Below are 16,020 nucleotides of genomic sequence, written 5' to 3'. Positions count from 1 at the left end.
CAACGCCGGGGGCTTTGAGCCCTGTCGACGCGGCGAGCAGTTACGGTGGAGGCCGGAACGTCTTGTCGCGCCACTACTCCCCGGTGAGCAATTGTTCGTCGTCTGGTGCCATGGAGGCCGACGTTCGTCGGCGATCCGCCAGCAGCCAACTGCCGTCGTACAACTGCAGCGGGAAACTCTCGGTTCTGCTCTGGCGTCGTTCGACGAATCCTTCAGCGGTACTCGCTTCGCGCTTCATCCCTAAAAGGTCACACACGGCACGGGCCAATTCCGCCAACGGAAACGGTTTGAACAGGATATGACTGACTCCCAGTTGCCGGGCCCGCTCACAGACTTCAGCGGTTGGATGCCCTGTGATCAGTACAAAATGACACTTCCTGTTCTGGCGGACAGCATCGAGAACGTCGAAACCTTCCATATCGGGCAAGCGGTAATCGAACACCATCACGTCGGGAGCAAATACAGCGGCTTCGCCGATGGCCTTGGCACCTTCGTGTGCTATCCGGACTTCCAGCCCTTGCGCCTGCAGATAATCCTGGAGGTTTTGTGCAAGCAGCTGTTCGTCTTCAACAACCAGTACTTTGTTTAACAAGGTGGACTCCTTGTAACCGCAGGTCCGAGTGAACCTGGTGGAGTGCGCGCCTTACTGAGGCTAACGCACACTTCATGCCAGGCTGAGCGCCGGTGTTTTTACCACTGCATGTCGTTGATATGTATAAAAAATCATTTTCGCCCAAGTACCCCACCCCCCAAAGGCGGGGGAAGCGCACGGATGTACCCTGAAGCTTTGCCCCACTATTGGGGAACAATCTTCAATCGTCGTCAATCCGTTCGATTCGATTGCTTGACCGAAGTTGTGCCAAGGCCTGAAGGCGCGCCTGGGTCTGTTGCTGTCGGGCAAGGTACGCCCTGACCATTTCAAGCCCCTGCTCCTGTGTGACATCGGCCGCCTCCTGGTGGTTCTGTAAATAAATCAGGTGCCACCCAACGGCGGTGCGCACCGGCTCACTGATCTCACCTGCGGCCATGGAAAAAGCTGTCGCTTCGAATTCCGGCAACATCCGGCCCCGAGGGAAGTAACCCAGCTCCCCGCCCGCGCTGGCGGAGTCATCCTCGGAACTGCTCCTGGCAACACTGGCAAAATCTGCACCTTGAGTGATCTTCACTCTCATCTCTAATAAGCGTAGTCGCGCGGCTTCAATTGTGGCGGCATCGGCACCTTGCGGCACTTTGACCAGAATATGCCGGGCCTGGACTTCTTCGGGCCGGCTCATTTCTGCGCGATGCTCCTCGTAAAAAGCGCGGACCTGCTGTTCGTCCGGCGCGTCGACTTTAGTGAGCTCGGCGTACACCTGTTGCGCCGCCAATTCGCGTCGGGTGTACTCGGTAAAACCGGCTTCGTCGAAACCGGCATCATTCAATCGGCGGACGAACACCTCGGTGCCGCCCATAGCCTCGCGGGTTTGATCGATCTGATTTTTGACAACGGCATCGCTGATCACCACCCCGCGTTTCACCGCCTCTTGCCAGAGCAATTCCTTGTCGATCAACGCGTCCAGCGCCTTGCGCCGCAACTGCTTGTAGGCTGTGGGGTTGCGAATACTGCCGACTGCCCGCCCCTGATCTTCCAGGTATTCGACGAAAAAACGCTCCAGACGAAACTCGGAAATCTCCTCGCCGTTGACCCGCGCAGCGGCCGGGCCATTGCTGCTGAAGGCGACGGGCGCCCACAGGCTCATCAGGATCAACCAGGTGTTGAGTTTCATGTCGACCTCCAGTCAGGGGATCGCGGCAATGGGTTTGTACGGGGCGACCAGATAGAAGCGCTGGTCAGTCAGGTCCACCGTGACGACATGGGCGCCACTCAAGCCCAGGCGACGGCCCGGGCCGAAACTGATCAGTGGGGTCAGCCCGGTATCGAAGTCGTGCAGGCCTTCCAGCGCGCTGATGAGTTTCTCGCGGCTGGCGTCGCGCCCGGTCTGTTTCATGCCTTCGCTGAACAGCAGCATCGAGCTGAAAACGCTTACTTGCAGCACCGCATGCTGGCCGCCCAGGCCTTGGGTTTCGCGCACCCTGGACAGGGCCAGGCGTCCGGCCCGCGTCCAGTCACTGGGCACGAACGGATAAGCGAGGAACACCCGTCGGGAAAAGCTGCTGGGCACCTGGAACAAGTCCCCGGCCACCTGGTTCGAAGCGGCGAACAAATACGGCACCTGCCCCGCGGTCTGCAAGCGCTCGGCGAGGCGTCTGAACCCGCCACCGCTGCCCAGGTAGAACACCGAACGCGAACCCAATGGCAAGTCGTCCCGCGCCGGGTCATAGACTTGCAGATGGACGTTCTGCCACGCGTGGTCTTGCAGATACTGGCCGAGGGTTTGCGCCGCCAGACGCTGATTGGGTTCGTCTGGGTAGGTGATCAGCGTCGGTCCCTGCAACACGCGCAAACCGCCGGTGGCGTAATCGGCCAGCGCGATCATTTGCTCGCGCAAACCCGGCAACGGCTCGAAGATCTGCCGGCTGGTCCCGGACATGCCCTGGTGCGACAGCGGACCGATCAGCGGCACACGGGCGCGCTCCAGTCGCGCCGCCAGTTCTGCGTCCAGTGCCGGCACCATCGGTGCGACCAGGGCGAACACCTGTTCCCGTTCGATCAACTGATCCAGTGCCTGCTCAGCGCTGGCGCGATCCGGTCCGGGATCAAGAATGGTCAGGCGTATCCGCCGGCCATGAATGCCTCCCGCCTGGTTGATCCGCGCCACGCTGCCGTTAAGCACTGCTGCCACTGTGGCCCCCTCCTCGGCCAAGGGTCCCTGGCTCGGTAACAAGGTGCCCAGGTGCACGGTTTCCGGGTCCAGCCCCGGATCGCGGTCATCGGCCAGGCGCTTGAGGTAGGCCGTGAGGTTGCGCTGATCGTTCATCGACAAAACGAAACGCGGCATGGCCGGGTCCAGCCGATTATTGCCAGGGTCCAGGCCTTCCTGGACCGCCCTGGACAGCGCGGCGTCGGTGTACGCCGGGTAATCGCGGCCATTGACCTGCTGCTGGCCATAGGTGCTGCTGAGCCGTGGCCAGCTCAGGTCCGGTGGTCGCACGCCCCCTTCGGGTCGACCCAGGCCATCGGCACCGTGACAGTTGGCGCATGGCAGGCTGGTGGCCGGCAACAGCATCCCCGCCGCGCCGACCCGCGCCATGATCGGTTCACCGCTCGCCGACAGCCCTTCGCGGAACAGCCGTTTACCGGCACTTTCGCTGGGGCTCAACGGCAGTTCCTGGGCAGCGACCTGCAGGCTGCCAAGGAATAACAGGCCGAAGACGAGTGAAATTTTCATGGCGCGCGCTCAACGGCCGACCACAGGCATTGTCAGCAACTGCAAGCGCTGGGCAATGGCGGCGGCCGGGGCATCGGGGCGGATCTTGCTCCAGCGCTTGTTGGCTACGTCACCGACAATCAGCTGCGTGGAGTGCTGCTCGGGGGTGGGCACGATCTGGCCGATACGTCCGAGCACCAGGTCCATCTGCGCCTTGTCGCCGGTGAGAAAAAGCCAGTGGGGGTCGTCTACCCCTTGTTTCAAGGTGTAAGCCTTGAGTACCGCCGGGGTATCCCGCAGCGGATCACTGGTAAGGGAGATAAAGGTGATGCCGTCCGCCTTGTCGCCCAGCGCTTCACGAACCTCTTTGAGCTTGCGGGTAATCAACGGGCAGGCATCGTTGCAACTGGTGAAAATCACATTCAACAGCACCACGCGGTTTTGCAGCGCGTCACTGTAGAAGCGCAGGGTCTCGCCGTTCTGGTCCTGCAGCGGCGTGTCGGTAAACCAGGCCTTGGCATCACGGGTGCCCGTGGCCGGTTGCGCAGCCGCCACGGCGGGTGCGGGTTCTGCATGCCCTTCGTGAGCGAGCGCCATCAAGCTGAACACGCAGGAGCACATGCTCAGGACGATCAAAATGAGCGCTCTCATGGCTGCTGCTCCATGGCAATGGCGGTGTGCCTGGCGTGGGTGTTGCGTTGACCACTGAGTTTTTCGACCTCACGGATCAGCACGCTCGGGTCGGTGAAACCGTAGTAACGGGTCCAGTGGCTGCTGTTGCCATCGCCCACCAGAATCAGCGGCGCATGGCTTTTGAAGTCACCGCTGAAGCTGCCCAGGCCCTTGAGGGTTTCATTCACCGATTGGGTCGAGCCGGTCAGCCAGCTCCAGCCAGGACCGTTCTGGAAGGCGCGGGCGTAATCGTTCAGGCGCTTGGGATCATCGCGCTGCGGGTCGATGCTGATCGACACCAGCTGCACCTCGCTGCCGACCCGTGCGCCAAGCTGTTTCTGCACCTTGCCCATGATCGACGACACCACCGGGCACACGGTGGTGCAGCTGGTGTAGATGAAACTCATGACCACGATCTTGTTGGTCACCAGGTCTTTTTCCAGGCGCACGGCCTTGCCGTCCTGGTCCACCAGGGCAACGTCGGCGAACTTGACCTGCGCGTTTTCGGAGCTGGCGCTCTTGGCGTCCATGGTGTGCCCGGCGTGTTCATCCGCCGAGTGAGCCAGGGCCTGACCGATACCACTGGCCAGCAGGCACAGCGTCAGCAGTCCACAGTGTGCGAATCGGTTCATGTCGATGTCCTCTTCAGTGGGCGTTGCCAGGGAGTACCCGGACGCTGGCAAAAGTCTTGTCGTCGAAGCTCGCGCCCAATGAGGCCGCGCGTACATGCAGGTACCAGGCACCGTTCTGGTCGAGGGTCACCGGGGCTTCGTATACGCCATTGCCCACCTCCAGCGCCGCGACGGTCCGGGTTTTCGATGACGGCGCGCGGAAGTACCGCACCTTCACATCACTGACCCCGCTGCGCTCGGTTTTCTGCTGGCCCTGGACGATGCGAAAGCGCACGACGTAGGGGCTGCCGAGGTCGGCGGTGGATTTGTCCAGCATGAACTCGACCTTTGGCACACCGGGTTGCCTGGCGAGGTTCATGGAGGGCTCAACCAGCGCGGTGAAGCAGTGGATGATGTTCGGCTGGTTGAGCAGGAAGGCCACGTCGAATCGCCCGGCCACCGGCAGCTTGACCCGCGCGCTGTACAGCCCCGGCTCGATTTCGCGCAGGCTGCGATCGATCACCAGCGCCGCACGCGCCACCTGCCCGCGATTGGGGTAGCCGGACATCGGTGCGTTCATGCCTTCGGCGTAAAAGTAGGTGGTGTTGTCCACCGGGTTGACCACGAACACTGCGTTGTCATCCCGGGACACCGCCAGGCTCGATGCCAGTGGCAGATCACCCGCCAGACGCGGCGCCTGGGGACCGGCTTCGAAGCCCTGGGTGATGGGCTTGCGGCCTTCGCCCAGGGAAGACAGGTTGATCATGGTGACCTTGGCCGAGGCCAGGCCGCGGATGTAGGCATAGGCCTTGGTGAACACAACCTGGAAGGGTTCAGCAGAGACGTCCAGGTCATGGATCAGCGAGTTGGTCGCGGCGTCGATGACCGAGGCCTGGTTCTCCAGGGTATTGAGCACGATGGCGAAGCGTCCGTCGGCGCTGAAGCTCATCGGACCGAGGCCCTGCTTGAGCTGGATCACCCGGCGCACCGTCAGGCTGGCGGTGTCGATCACGGTGACCGTGCCGTCCTTGCCGTCGGCCACGTACGCCGCCTGGGACAGCGGCGAGTAGGCCACGGACAGCGGGTGCGAGCCGGTCTTGAGTTGCTTGCTGATGGTCAGGCTGGCGATGTCGATGATGCTGACCGTGCCGTCGTCGCGGTTGCTGACGAAGGCGTAGCGGCTGTCCTTGCTGAAGGCGATTTCATGGTGCCCGGCACCCGTCGCCAGGTGTTTGAGAGGCTTGAGGCTGCGGGCGTCGATGACCGTCACCCCGGACGCTTCGGCACTCCTGGCGTTGTTGCCGACCCACAGCAAACGCTCATCCGGTTGCAGTGCCACGCGCACCGGGTTACTGCCAGCAGGCACCGAGTCGAGCAGTTTGAATTGCTCGCTGTCGATCACGGCGATTTCACCCGCCGTGGGCATCGAAACGAACACCCGTTTGTTGTCCTTGGGGGTGGTCCAGTCCATCGGCGGTTGCTTGATGTCGATGCGCGACATGGTGCTGGTGATGCCACCCACGGAGACCGAAGGGTCGACCACCGAGACGCTGGCATCGCGATTCATCACCAGCAGGAAGTAGCTGTTGAGATCGAGCATGGGGCGTGCGCCGATGCTTGATTTGAGGAACACCCCGACCCGGGATTTGCAACTCTTTTCCCGGCCCTGGGCCTGATCCGCCGCGACGGTTTCCGGGTCGAGCCAGGCACCCGGCGCGACGCCTGCCAGTGGCTGACCCGAGGCGCTGTCGGTGATGCGAAAACGCACATCGGCGAACTCGCCTTCGCGCAGCACGCCGTCTTCGGCCAGGGGGCGGACTTCCAAGGCGATTGATACGCCGTCTCGCTCGAGGGTCTGTGGTGACTTCATCGCGAGCAGGCCCGCTTCTACAGGTGGCTGGTCGGTAGACCGAGGTGAAGCATTCGCGGGCAAGCCCGCTCCCACAGGGGGCGGGGTGGACAGAGGAGATTGCGTGGTCGCGGGCGAACTGGCGTTGGCGGACCAGGTATTCGGCAGCGCGATCTCGCTGAGCATGTCCGACGGTATGGTCTTCCAGAGCCCCAGCCCGATCAGCGCCGCGCCGACAACCAGTGCACTGGTGGTGATTTTGATGGTCCTGTTCATTGCCTACTCCCCTTACAGATCTGTGCCTGTCTGTCGCGTGCAGTGCGATGCTAATCCTGTGGCGAGGGAGCTTGCTCCCTCGCCACCGTTGGAGCGGTCCCCAGTTACGGTGCTGGCGCCGGTTCCGGTTCGTTGGTCACCCGCAACAGTCCCCACAACCCGGAGGTATTGCCGTATGCGCCGTAGTCCCGGTACAGGTAATCACCTGGTATGGCGTTGCTGCCCCCGGCGCTCGGGTGCATGAAGCTGAAGTGCGCCGCTGGCAGAATGCTTTCCCGGGCGCCGATGTACATCGACATCGGGTTGTAGCCGAACCGCACCGACCCTACCCCAGGGGTACCCATCGGATAACCACCGGTGTCGCTCTTCTCCGACTGGAACGGGTTGACCGACCACACGTGACCATCCAGCTGGAAGGTCGAGCCACGGCTGCCACCGGTCGGCAACAGGATGTGGGTGCGGAACGGTTGCCCCGGTTTCACATAGAGCACCGGCGTCTGCGGATCACCGCCGATCAGCGCATTGCTGTAGGCCATGTGGGCATTAGGCACGTCGCCGTAGCCGGCACCACCGGCATGTCCGAACGGTGCGTCTGGCGCCAGGCCGAAGCGGAACCACATTGGCTCGGCCTTGTAGTTGATGGCCATGCTCGAGTTGTCCTGCGGATCGGTCGGCACCCCGAACCCTTCGGCGGCAATACCTTCCACTGGCCGGCCGTTGGCCCAGCGCATGTTCAAGGCTTTCTGCCAGACCATCGCAAAGTCGCGGTACACCGCCTGCCCTGGCGCCGTGACCGTGGCGTTGGTCTTGCGGGCATCCTCGACCCAGGTCGCGCCGACCGGCAGGATGCTCATGGCACCCCCCAGCCCTTTCTGCCCCTGCTTGATCACATCCGCCGGGGTGATGCTCAGCCCGCCGAACTCCACCGCCGTGGCGTTGATGTTGTCGACACTGCGGCCCAGTTGCGTGACGGGTTTGCCTTCACGCTCCAGGTGCCCGGCGTAGTACTGGTAGGTACGCGTCGGGTAGGCGCCGGTGTTGCCGGCCCGTGGTGGAACCGTCTGGGGCGGGTTGGCGCCGACGTTGGTGCCGTCGGATTTGGTGATGTCGTACGCCAGCAGCTGGGCATGCAGCCCCACATGACTGGACGGCCGGATCAGGTTGTTGGTGAAGATGGTCGAACCCTGGCCACTGTTGCGATCACGTTTGACCAGGCCTTGCATCACAGCCGTCTGGGTCAGGTCGGGCATGATCAGCGGCAGGCGGTTTTCCAGGGTGACGTTGATGCAATCACCCGCTGCTGCGCGCAGTACCAGTGGCTCTACCGGCACACCCGGTTTCATCTTGCCGGTGGTGGGGTCGAGGTCGGATTTGCGCACATACAGGATCGCGGTTGGATCATGCAGCGGCCCGCTTTGCCCGCCGATGGTGATGGTTTCGCCGTCTTCAGGGTCGACCACCGTGACCTGCGGGATATTCACCGTCCGCGAGTTGAACACCAAGGTGCCGCCTGCCGGATTCAACGGCCCGCCGACATGCTGGCCAAGCCCGGCGGGATCGCCGATGACCAGGTTCAACGGGTTGCGCAGGATGTCGTTAGCCAGCGCCGCGACCACTTCATAGTTACGTTGCACGGTCGGCCGGGTGCCGATGCCATTGGGGTTGGCGCTGTACCGTGGGCAGGAACCCTCGTACGCCACGGTGTTGCGCATGCCCGCCGGTTTCGGATTGTTCGGCAAGGCGAACAGATCGCTGCGTTGGGCCGTGTAGTTGCGCATCACGCCCCAGATTCCGTTCCAGTAGCCTTCAATTGAGGCGTCCATCGAGTACAGATAGTCCCCCGTGGTCGCCGCCGAACTGGAGAGCATCGACACTGGCGCATTGAAGCCCATCTGCTCGGAGATACCGACCATTTGCGAGGCGCGCCAGCCGGAGTTGGAGCTGTTGCCGAAGCCGGAACCGCTCTGCAGCCATTTAACCCCGTGCAAGGTCACGTTGTGCTCCTCCTCGTGGCCACCTGCATGTAACCGCAGGCGCACGTTGTCACCGGTGTAGGTGCGCAGCATCGGGGTGAACGGGTCGCCAGCCTCTGCGCCGCCACGGTTGATGTGCGGTGGGAACAGCGTGGTGCCGCCGGTTGGGCCGGTCGCGGAAGTGACCTGGTTTGGCGCCAGGTTCATCGCCGCGATGGCACGGTCGGTACGGCTTTGCATGGCGTAAGCGAGGTCGCCGGCCAGGCCGTCCGCCTGCATGCCGCGTTTGCCGTCCGGGCCGATTTTGTTCGGGTCATAGACCCGCAGCGCCAAGGGCTCGTTGCGGTAGTTGACGACGAACATGCCCGGGTCATCGACCGAAATTGCCTGCGGGCAAGGCCGGCTCGGGCAACCCGGAACCATGCCGCCCTGCACTTCGATGATGCCGTCCAGCAGGTTGCTGGCGTTGTTGCGCACAGGCGGGTTGATGGCGTAGCGGAAGCTGTCAGCCGTGGCCGGGAACGCTTGTGGATTCGGCACGCCATTGGGGCCGGCGCCGACATACACACCGGCTTCATAGGCGTGCTGGAAGTCGCTGTACTCAAGGAAGAACTCGCGGAAGCTGTCGTTCTTGCCGTCGCCGTCCAGGTCACCGGTAGACACCACCGCTTGCCACGAAGTCGGCCCGCCGTCCTGCCGTGCGCCGCTGTACAGCTGCTCGCCGGTTTCGGCGTGGAACCAGGTGGAACCGGCAGGTTCGGCCAGTACGGTGGCGTACAGACCAATCTGTTGGTGAGTCGATGGGCCGAGGTGGTCATGGGTGAAGATGGTGCCCAGGCCACGGTCGACGCCTTTGGTGTTCACCACCGGATCGACGAACCAGCGTTGCATCGCCGTGCGCGCCCCGACCCAGTCCGCCCGGCCATATTGACCGAAGAACGGGTGACTCTTGGCTTTCGGGCAGGCCGGTGTGCCGTCACGCGGATCGGCGCCGAGGCACTGATTGAACTCGCGAATCGCGTGGATACGTTCCTGCACGGCACCTGGGGAGAGCACGCCGTCTTCGTAGTTCCAGCCGTTCGCCGAACCGTCGGCCGCGGTCAGGTCCCATTTAGGCAGGTGAATGTGCTGGCCGATCACATCGGTTGGCGTGCGCACCTGATAGTCGTCCATCTCATAGACGGCCGGCACCAGGTTGGTTTGCTGGTATTGCACGCAGTCGAAGGTGTTCATGCGCATGACCAGAGGCTCTGGTGGGCGCTGCTTGGTGATCACCGGCCAGGCGTCCTCCCACAGGGCGAGAATGCGCGCTTGCGGGAAGTGGTAACCGACCTTGTTGTACACCGCATCGAACTGAATGTTCGCCGCTTTGTAGACGCGCGGACGGTCGGCGGTGAACGTAGAGGAACCGGTGTAGGACATGCCGTCGACCCGTTCGCCACTGGCAAACTCGCCGGTGCCGGCGCTGCTGGTCAGGCGTTTTTGCCGATCGTCCATGCAAGGTTCGTAATACGGCGCGCCGGCGATTGGCAAGGCGCCGTTGGTGCGGAAGGCTTTCGCAACGATCTGGTTGCCCGGGAGCAACGCGTAGCTGGGGTGATCCTTCTTGGCGTGGAAGGCCATGGCGGCCTGCTCGACCTCGGTGCCCTCTTCCGGCATGTAGATCGGCTTGGCGCGGGTGACTTCCTTGGAGAAATCCAGCGAAGTGGTGACGGTACGCGCTTCACCACCGGATGAGAAACCGTCCAGCGAGTGCCGGCCCAAACCGCCATCCCAACCACCGGACTGCGCCGGGTCGAGGTTGGCCCACAGTGCGTTGCCGCTGGTTTTCAAGGCCTGGGCCTTGGCGGCATCGAGCATGTCCAGGGGTGGGGTCGGTGGGCGTTGGCCGACCGAGGTTTCCATGCCGCCAATCCAGAATGGGTAGCCTGGGTTTTTCAGGCTGCCATCGGCATTGCGGTTGGCTTCGCTGCGATCCACCAGGGCCAGCGAACCGATGGCCTGGGCGCCACCGGTGCCACTTTGGTGGTCGTCATCGTCTTCTTCATCGTCATCGTCGTGACCGGCCACCAGGGTTTCCCCGATTTTCGGTACGACCGCGACCTTGCCTGGCATCGGCGCCATGGCTTTGCCGGGCAGCGGCACGACCGCTGGAATCGGCGTACCGGCGATGATTTCGCCATCGGGCAAGGCCCGTGCGCCCGCCGCGGGTTTGCCGCTGCGCAAGGCATAGGGTTCGCTGTGATAACCGTCGTCGCCTTGCTGCGAGACTTCGAGTTTGGTGCCTTCTTCAAACACGTCATGCACCCGCCACATAGCCCACATGCCCTGGGCGAAGTGCGGATAGAAGTGGCAGTGATAGATCGCATCGCCGGCCACGCGGTTGCGGTTGCCCGAACCGCCGTTGGCGATTTCATAGGTGTAGCCGGCGCCCGGGCCGATGCCCTGGGCATCCACGTAGTCGGAGTTGTCATCGTTGGGGTTGAACAGCCACTGATGCCCGTGCAGGTGGAAGATATGCTGCTCGTGGCCGTTGTGCGTGTTGCGGAATTTCACGAAGTCACCGATGTAGCTGTGGTTGACGTTCGATGGCTCGGACGGGTAAAGCGCCATGGTGGCTTTGACCCCGATCTGGTCGGCGCGTGGCGTTTCACCGGGACGAATGTTTTCCAGCCCGGCGTTGGCCGGTACGTCCACCAGCATCGCCACGTCGCCGACGGTGTGCGAGCTGAGGAAAAATTCTTCATAGGCGCAGGACAGGCAGTCGTGCATCGGCCCGACGCCCAGACGGTTGGCGACCACTTCGGCGCCCATGCCACCGGAGCCATAGTTGATCATGAACGAGTCGCGGGTCGGCTCCAGCACGTGGGCCATGACCGGGTCTGCCCAGTAGGCCGGGAATGCCTGGGTCGCGGCGGTTTCATCCTGGAACTGCGAGGCGAAATCGCGGAACGGTTCCAGCCGGTTGGGCAACGCCGGGTTGCGTTTGCCAACGGCTTCCAGCGGATAGGTCGAAGGCGGGAAGCTGCCGTCGGCGTTGCTGCCCATGACGATCGCGTCACTTTCGCTGGAGATGATTTCGTTGCCGTCGACCATGTTGATGATCGGCGTGCCGGCCTTGCCTTCACGAATCCACGGCTCGCGTTGCGGGTAGCGCGCCTGGTAGTCGACGATGGGCTGACCGGTCGGGGTACGCCCGGTGCTGGCCAGACGCATTTCTTCTTCGGTCACGGTGTTGCGATAGGTGCGCCCGCCTTTGGGCACGACCACCACTTCGCCGAACAGGCCGTTGGCGACGTTACCTGCAGCACCTTCCCCACCGAAGGTGGCGCCACGGCTGCTGGCGGCAAACGCGCCTTCGCGTTCAGCGTACAAGGTATAGGAGCGGCTTGCGCCGGGGGCAATCAGGGTGTTGGCATTGCGGCCGGTGAAGGAGGCAATGTCATCAATGCTGTTGACCGCCTGCATGCCGTTGACCTGGAAGCCGACATGCCGGTCAGTGACCTGCTCGTCGACCTTGAAGTCGTCGGCTTCACCGATCTCCACTTCACCTTCGATTTCGCCTTCCTCTTCCTCGCCGCTGTCATGGCTGCCGGGGTTGGCTTGGTAGGCCAGCAGGTTCTGCAGGTTGATGGTCAGGCAATCGCCGGCCGCAACCCGCAGCACCAACGGACGCGGACGCTTGTCGGGCCGCAGCGAAACCTTGCCCGGCACCGCCGTGCCACCCTGGGCCAGTGACCTGTTGTGGTCGTCGACCACATCGCGGCGCAGGGCGAACATCATCCCGTTGACGTTCTGTGCGCCGAGCCGGTTGAACATCAGCGGCTGATCCAGCGCCACGACGTTTGCGACCAGATTGCGCTCACAGCGCAGGGCCGCCTGTGCCGTCTCCAGGCCGAACATCGGCATCAGAAACAGCAGCAGATTAAGCAGATGATGAGCGTTGGGTTTGCCGGTCATGATCACGGGCCTCGCTGGAGATGCTCATTAGGAGCAATTCTTGACAAATCATCTTGAGCAATCTGCATGCCATAAATAATTTTGTTTGTTATCAAATGGTTATCTGAACGACTTGATAAGTAGGGGGATATTCCCCACCCATTCCCCCACTTTTCGGGGCTTTCAAGATTGATAGGCGGTGTGCCCGCCAGAGCGAGCTTGGCGAGGGGAACTGTGGCTAGGGATTCTGTGGCCAAGGGGATCTGTGAAATTGGGATTCCGTGGCCAAGGGGATCTGTGATGGGACTCTGTGGCCAAAGGGATCTGTGAAATTAGGATTTCTGTGGCCAAGGGGATCTGTGAAATTGGGAATCTGTGGCGAGGGGATTTATCCCCGTTGGGTCGCGCAGCGGCCCCCTCCAAAAAAACCTTCATTGTCCCTGAACGGACACCGTGGGGCGGGCAGTTAGCTTTTGATTGGTGGCGCAAACTGAGGGGGCCGCTGCGCGACCCAACGGGGATAAATCCCCTCGCCACAGAATCCCCTCGCCACAGAATCCCCTCACCACGGAATCCCCTCACCACGGAATCCCCTCGCCACGGAATCCTCTCGCCACAGGAATCCCCTTGGCACAATCAGCTCACCGCTGAGTCAGTGCCCTTTTTTTCCCCCACATGTGGGGAAATGGGCCCCGACAGTGATCACTCACAACGGCGCATCCACGGCCAGCCCCTGCAAACGCCGATACTGGCGCAGGACACTGGGCACATAACGCTGGGTTTCGGCGAACGGCGGAATCACTCCGCCACGGCTGAGCACCGCTTGCGGGCCGGCGTTGTAGGCTGCCACGGCAAGGGCGATGTCGTTGTCGAACAGGGTCATCAGGCGCTTGAGGTATTTGGCGCCGCCCTGGATGTTGGCTTTCGGATCGTAGACATCCTTGACCCCCATCTCCCGGGCCGTGTCGGGCATCAATTGCATCAACCCGCCCGCCCCTGCCGGGGACGTCGCGCTGGAGTTGTAGCTGGACTCGGTCTGGATCACCGCATGCAACAGCGCCGCCGGTAACTGGTTGGCGGTCGCGGCCGCCGACACCAGCTCGGCATAGGGCCTGGCCGCAATCATCTGGGGCTGTTGATCGAGGCTGACCTGGGCCTGTTCGGGCTCGCGAATCACCCGCTCATAGTGGCGCCCGGGGCGATGGACGTTGGACAACACGTAGCCGCCCTTGGCGTCCACGGAAACGAACACATCGGCTTGCACGACGCCGGTCAGCAGCAGCCCGCCAAGCAGTCCAGCGGTGAGAGATTTGATCATGGTGCCTCCCCTGACCTGCCCCGAAAAATGGGGGTAATGCCCCAATGGCTGATCGTGAAAGAGGCTTACGCAAGCACCGTGCCGCAACTGGAAAGGCCCGCAGGACGGGGGCTGCAGGAGAATATCGGGGCCTGAGCATGGCAATTGCATAAGCCATCAAAGCGACCCTTCTGCCGACTGTGTGAGGTCATCATGAATCAGCGTCTGTGTTGTGCCCCGCGTACCCAACGCGGTTTCACCCTCCTCGAATTGCTGGTGGTGCTGGTGGTGCTCGGGCTGTTGGCCGGCATCGTTGCGCCGAAGTATTTCGCCCAGCTTGGCCGCTCGGAAGTGAAGGTGGCCAAGGCGCAAATCGAAGGCCTGGGCAAGGCCCTCGATCTGTACCGTCTGGAGGTCGGCCATTACCCGTCCACCGAACAGGGCTTGCAGGCGCTGGTCACCGCGCCGAGCGACGAAACCCGCTGGACCGGTCCTTATCTGCAGAAAAAACTGCCGCAGGACCCGTGGGGGCGTAACTACGCCTATCGCTACCCCGGCGAAAACGGCGAGTACGACCTGCTCTCCATGGGCAAGGACGGCCAGCCCGGCGGCGAAGGCGAAAACGCCGAAGTCACCAGCTGGCAATGACGGGAGTGGCGAGCATGCGCTTTCATCTCAAGGCAGTGGGCAAGGCCGGTGTGGTGTCGATGACTGTCGAAGCGCCCGGCCACAGCGAAGCCCGGCGCATCGTCGAAGACCAGGGCCTGCGCGTGGTGAGCCTGCACGCCGAGCGACACTGGCGAGCGCTGCGTTTGCAAAAGCGCGAGACGTTCAACCTGGTGTTGTTCAGCCAGGAACTGACCACATTGCTCAATGCCGGCCTGCCGTTGATCGATGCGCTGGAAAGCCTCGCCGAAAAAGAAAACGCCCCGCAGGCCCGCAAAACCTTGAGCGAGCTGGTTCGCCTTTTGTATGAGGGCAAATCGTTCTCCCAGGCACTCGGCCAGCTGTCGGCAGTTTTCCCTGCGCTTTACGTTGCGCTGGTACAGTCCAGCGAGAAGACCGGCGCCGTGGGCGATGCCCTGGGCCGCTATGTCAGCTATCGCCAGCGCATGGACGAGGTCCGACAGAAGATCGTCAGCGCTTCGATCTACCCCATGCTGTTGCTGGTGGTGGGAGGTGGCGTGGTTTTATTTTTGATGGGTTATGTGGTGCCGCGCTTCAGCCTGGTGTTCGAAGGCCTGGGCGACAATCTGCCGTGGCTGTCCCAGGTGCTGATGAGCAGCGGGATGTTCCTGCACGCTCACCAGAGCGAATTCTTCGGAACCCTGGCCGCGATCATCGCAGCCTTGGTGTTCCTTCAGCGCCAGCCGGGCTTTCGCCGTGGCGTCGACCGTCTGATCGAAAAAATTCCCGCCATCCACCAGCGCATCGTCATGTACGAACTGGCGCGTTTCTACCGTTCCCTGGGCATTCTCCTGCAGGGCGGCATCCCCCTCGTCACGGCCATGGGCATGGTGCGCGCCCAGCTCAACGTCGCCTCGCGTTGCCGCCTGGACCAGGCGTGCGAGCGAGTACGCGAAGGGCAATCCCTGTCGACCTCGCTGGAACTCAACCACCTGGTGACACCCGTGTCCCTGCGCCTGCTGCGCGCCGGGGAACAATCCGGCAACCTCGGGCAGATGATGGAGCGCAGCGCCGACTTCTACGACGAAGAAATCAGCCGCTGGCTGGAATGGTTCGTGCGCCTGTTCGAACCCTTGCTCATGACCTTCATCGGCCTGCTGATCGGGGTGATCGTCATCCTGATGTACATCCCCATATTCGAGCTCGCCTCGAGTATTCACTGATAAACCCAGAAAAAAAGACGGAGATCGATATGCACATGAAGAAGCTTTTGCTCGCAGTGGCTATTGGCGCAGTTCTGTCGGCATCCACTGTCCTTGTACCGGACAGCTTTTCCGGTATGTCTAGTGCTCACGCGAAGGATGGTGGCGGAGGGGGCGGCGGAAGTGGTGGTGGCGGCGGCGGGAACGGAGGTGGCGGTGGTGGCGGAAGTGGTGGCGGTGGTGGCGGAAACGGCGGTGGCGGCGGA

Annotated in this window: 10 protein-coding genes and 1 pseudogene; 3 read left to right on the top strand and 8 right to left on the bottom strand. The window is 62.6% G+C overall.

All coding sequences use genetic code 11. The features are described 5' to 3' along the window. Positions 1 to 73: 73 nt before the first annotated feature. From AC3ZVB_RS19775 to AC3ZVB_RS19740, 8 genes are all read right to left on the bottom strand, one after another. A complete protein-coding gene (locus AC3ZVB_RS19775) occupies positions 74 to 592 on the bottom strand; it encodes a response regulator (RefSeq protein ID WP_194693512.1) in 519 nt (172 codons plus the stop codon). Positions 593 to 812: 220 nt separating this feature from the next. After that, a complete protein-coding gene (locus AC3ZVB_RS19770) occupies positions 813 to 1,766 on the bottom strand; it encodes a peptidylprolyl isomerase (RefSeq protein WP_490147491.1) in 954 nt (317 codons plus the stop codon). A gap of 12 nt (positions 1,767 to 1,778) precedes the next feature. Beyond that, positions 1,779 to 3,329, bottom strand: coding sequence for a cytochrome c/ABC transporter substrate-binding protein (locus tag AC3ZVB_RS19765; RefSeq protein WP_490147490.1), 1,551 nt, complete (start codon positions 3,327 to 3,329; stop codon positions 1,779 to 1,781). Between the two features lie 9 nt (positions 3,330 to 3,338). Continuing rightward, positions 3,339 to 3,959 (bottom strand): SCO family protein, encoded by a 621-nt coding sequence (locus AC3ZVB_RS19760; protein WP_490147489.1) that lies wholly within the window; start codon positions 3,957 to 3,959, stop codon positions 3,339 to 3,341. Then, positions 3,956 to 4,612 (bottom strand): SCO family protein, encoded by a 657-nt coding sequence (locus AC3ZVB_RS19755; protein WP_490147488.1) that lies wholly within the window; start codon positions 4,610 to 4,612, stop codon positions 3,956 to 3,958. The genes AC3ZVB_RS19760 and AC3ZVB_RS19755 overlap by 4 nt, the downstream gene beginning before the upstream one ends. 13 nt (positions 4,613 to 4,625) lie before the next feature. Further along, entirely contained in the window at positions 4,626 to 6,716 is a 2,091-nt protein-coding gene (locus tag AC3ZVB_RS19750) for a YncE family protein (protein ID WP_490147487.1), read from the bottom strand. Between the two features lie 104 nt (positions 6,717 to 6,820). Next, a complete protein-coding gene (gene mnxG, locus AC3ZVB_RS19745) occupies positions 6,821 to 12,649 on the bottom strand; it encodes a manganese-oxidizing multicopper oxidase MnxG (RefSeq protein ID WP_490147486.1) in 5,829 nt (1,942 codons plus the stop codon). Positions 12,650 to 13,334: 685 nt separating this feature from the next. Further along, entirely contained in the window at positions 13,335 to 13,943 is a 609-nt protein-coding gene (locus AC3ZVB_RS19740) for a lytic transglycosylase domain-containing protein (RefSeq protein ID WP_162440969.1), read from the bottom strand. A 195-nt stretch (positions 13,944 to 14,138) separates the two neighbouring features. Between AC3ZVB_RS19740 and gspG the strand changes: the two genes are divergently transcribed. From gspG to AC3ZVB_RS19725, 3 genes and pseudogenes are all read left to right on the top strand, one after another. Further along, on the top strand, positions 14,139 to 14,573 hold the full coding sequence (gene gspG, locus AC3ZVB_RS19735; protein WP_162440966.1) for a type II secretion system major pseudopilin GspG: 435 nt from the start codon (positions 14,139 to 14,141) through the stop codon (positions 14,571 to 14,573). A 14-nt stretch (positions 14,574 to 14,587) separates the two neighbouring features. Next, a complete protein-coding gene (locus AC3ZVB_RS19730; RefSeq protein WP_194693518.1) occupies positions 14,588 to 15,775 on the top strand; it encodes a type II secretion system F family protein in 1,188 nt (395 codons plus the stop codon). Between the two features lie 29 nt (positions 15,776 to 15,804). Beyond that, positions 15,805 to 16,020, top strand: a pseudogene (locus tag AC3ZVB_RS19725) (hypothetical protein); the annotation flags it as partial.

It is taken from the genome of Pseudomonas sp. MDV22-iso1, assembly GCF_058145095.1.
Note: the sequence above shows the minus strand (reverse complement) of the source record. Positions and strands in the feature narration are given on the sequence as shown.

Excerpts from the sequence above, each read along its gene's own strand:
- AC3ZVB_RS19770 (WP_490147491.1), bottom strand. The coding sequence starts at position 1,766 with ATGAAACTCAACACCTGGTTGATCCTGATGAGCCTGTGGGCGCCCGTC.
- AC3ZVB_RS19765 (WP_490147490.1), bottom strand. The coding sequence starts at position 3,329 with ATGAAAATTTCACTCGTCTTCGGCCTGTTATTCCTTGGCAGCCTGCAG.
- AC3ZVB_RS19760 (WP_490147489.1), bottom strand. The coding sequence starts at position 3,959 with ATGAGAGCGCTCATTTTGATCGTCCTGAGCATGTGCTCCTGCGTGTTC.
- AC3ZVB_RS19755 (WP_490147488.1), bottom strand. The coding sequence starts at position 4,612 with ATGAACCGATTCGCACACTGTGGACTGCTGACGCTGTGCCTGCTGGCC.
- AC3ZVB_RS19750 (WP_490147487.1), bottom strand. The coding sequence starts at position 6,716 with ATGAACAGGACCATCAAAATCACCACCAGTGCACTGGTTGTCGGCGCG.
- mnxG (WP_490147486.1), bottom strand. The coding sequence starts at position 12,649 with ATGACCGGCAAACCCAACGCTCATCATCTGCTTAATCTGCTGCTGTTT.
- gspG (WP_162440966.1), top strand. The coding sequence starts at position 14,139 with ATGAATCAGCGTCTGTGTTGTGCCCCGCGTACCCAACGCGGTTTCACC.
- AC3ZVB_RS19730 (WP_194693518.1), top strand. The coding sequence starts at position 14,588 with ATGCGCTTTCATCTCAAGGCAGTGGGCAAGGCCGGTGTGGTGTCGATG.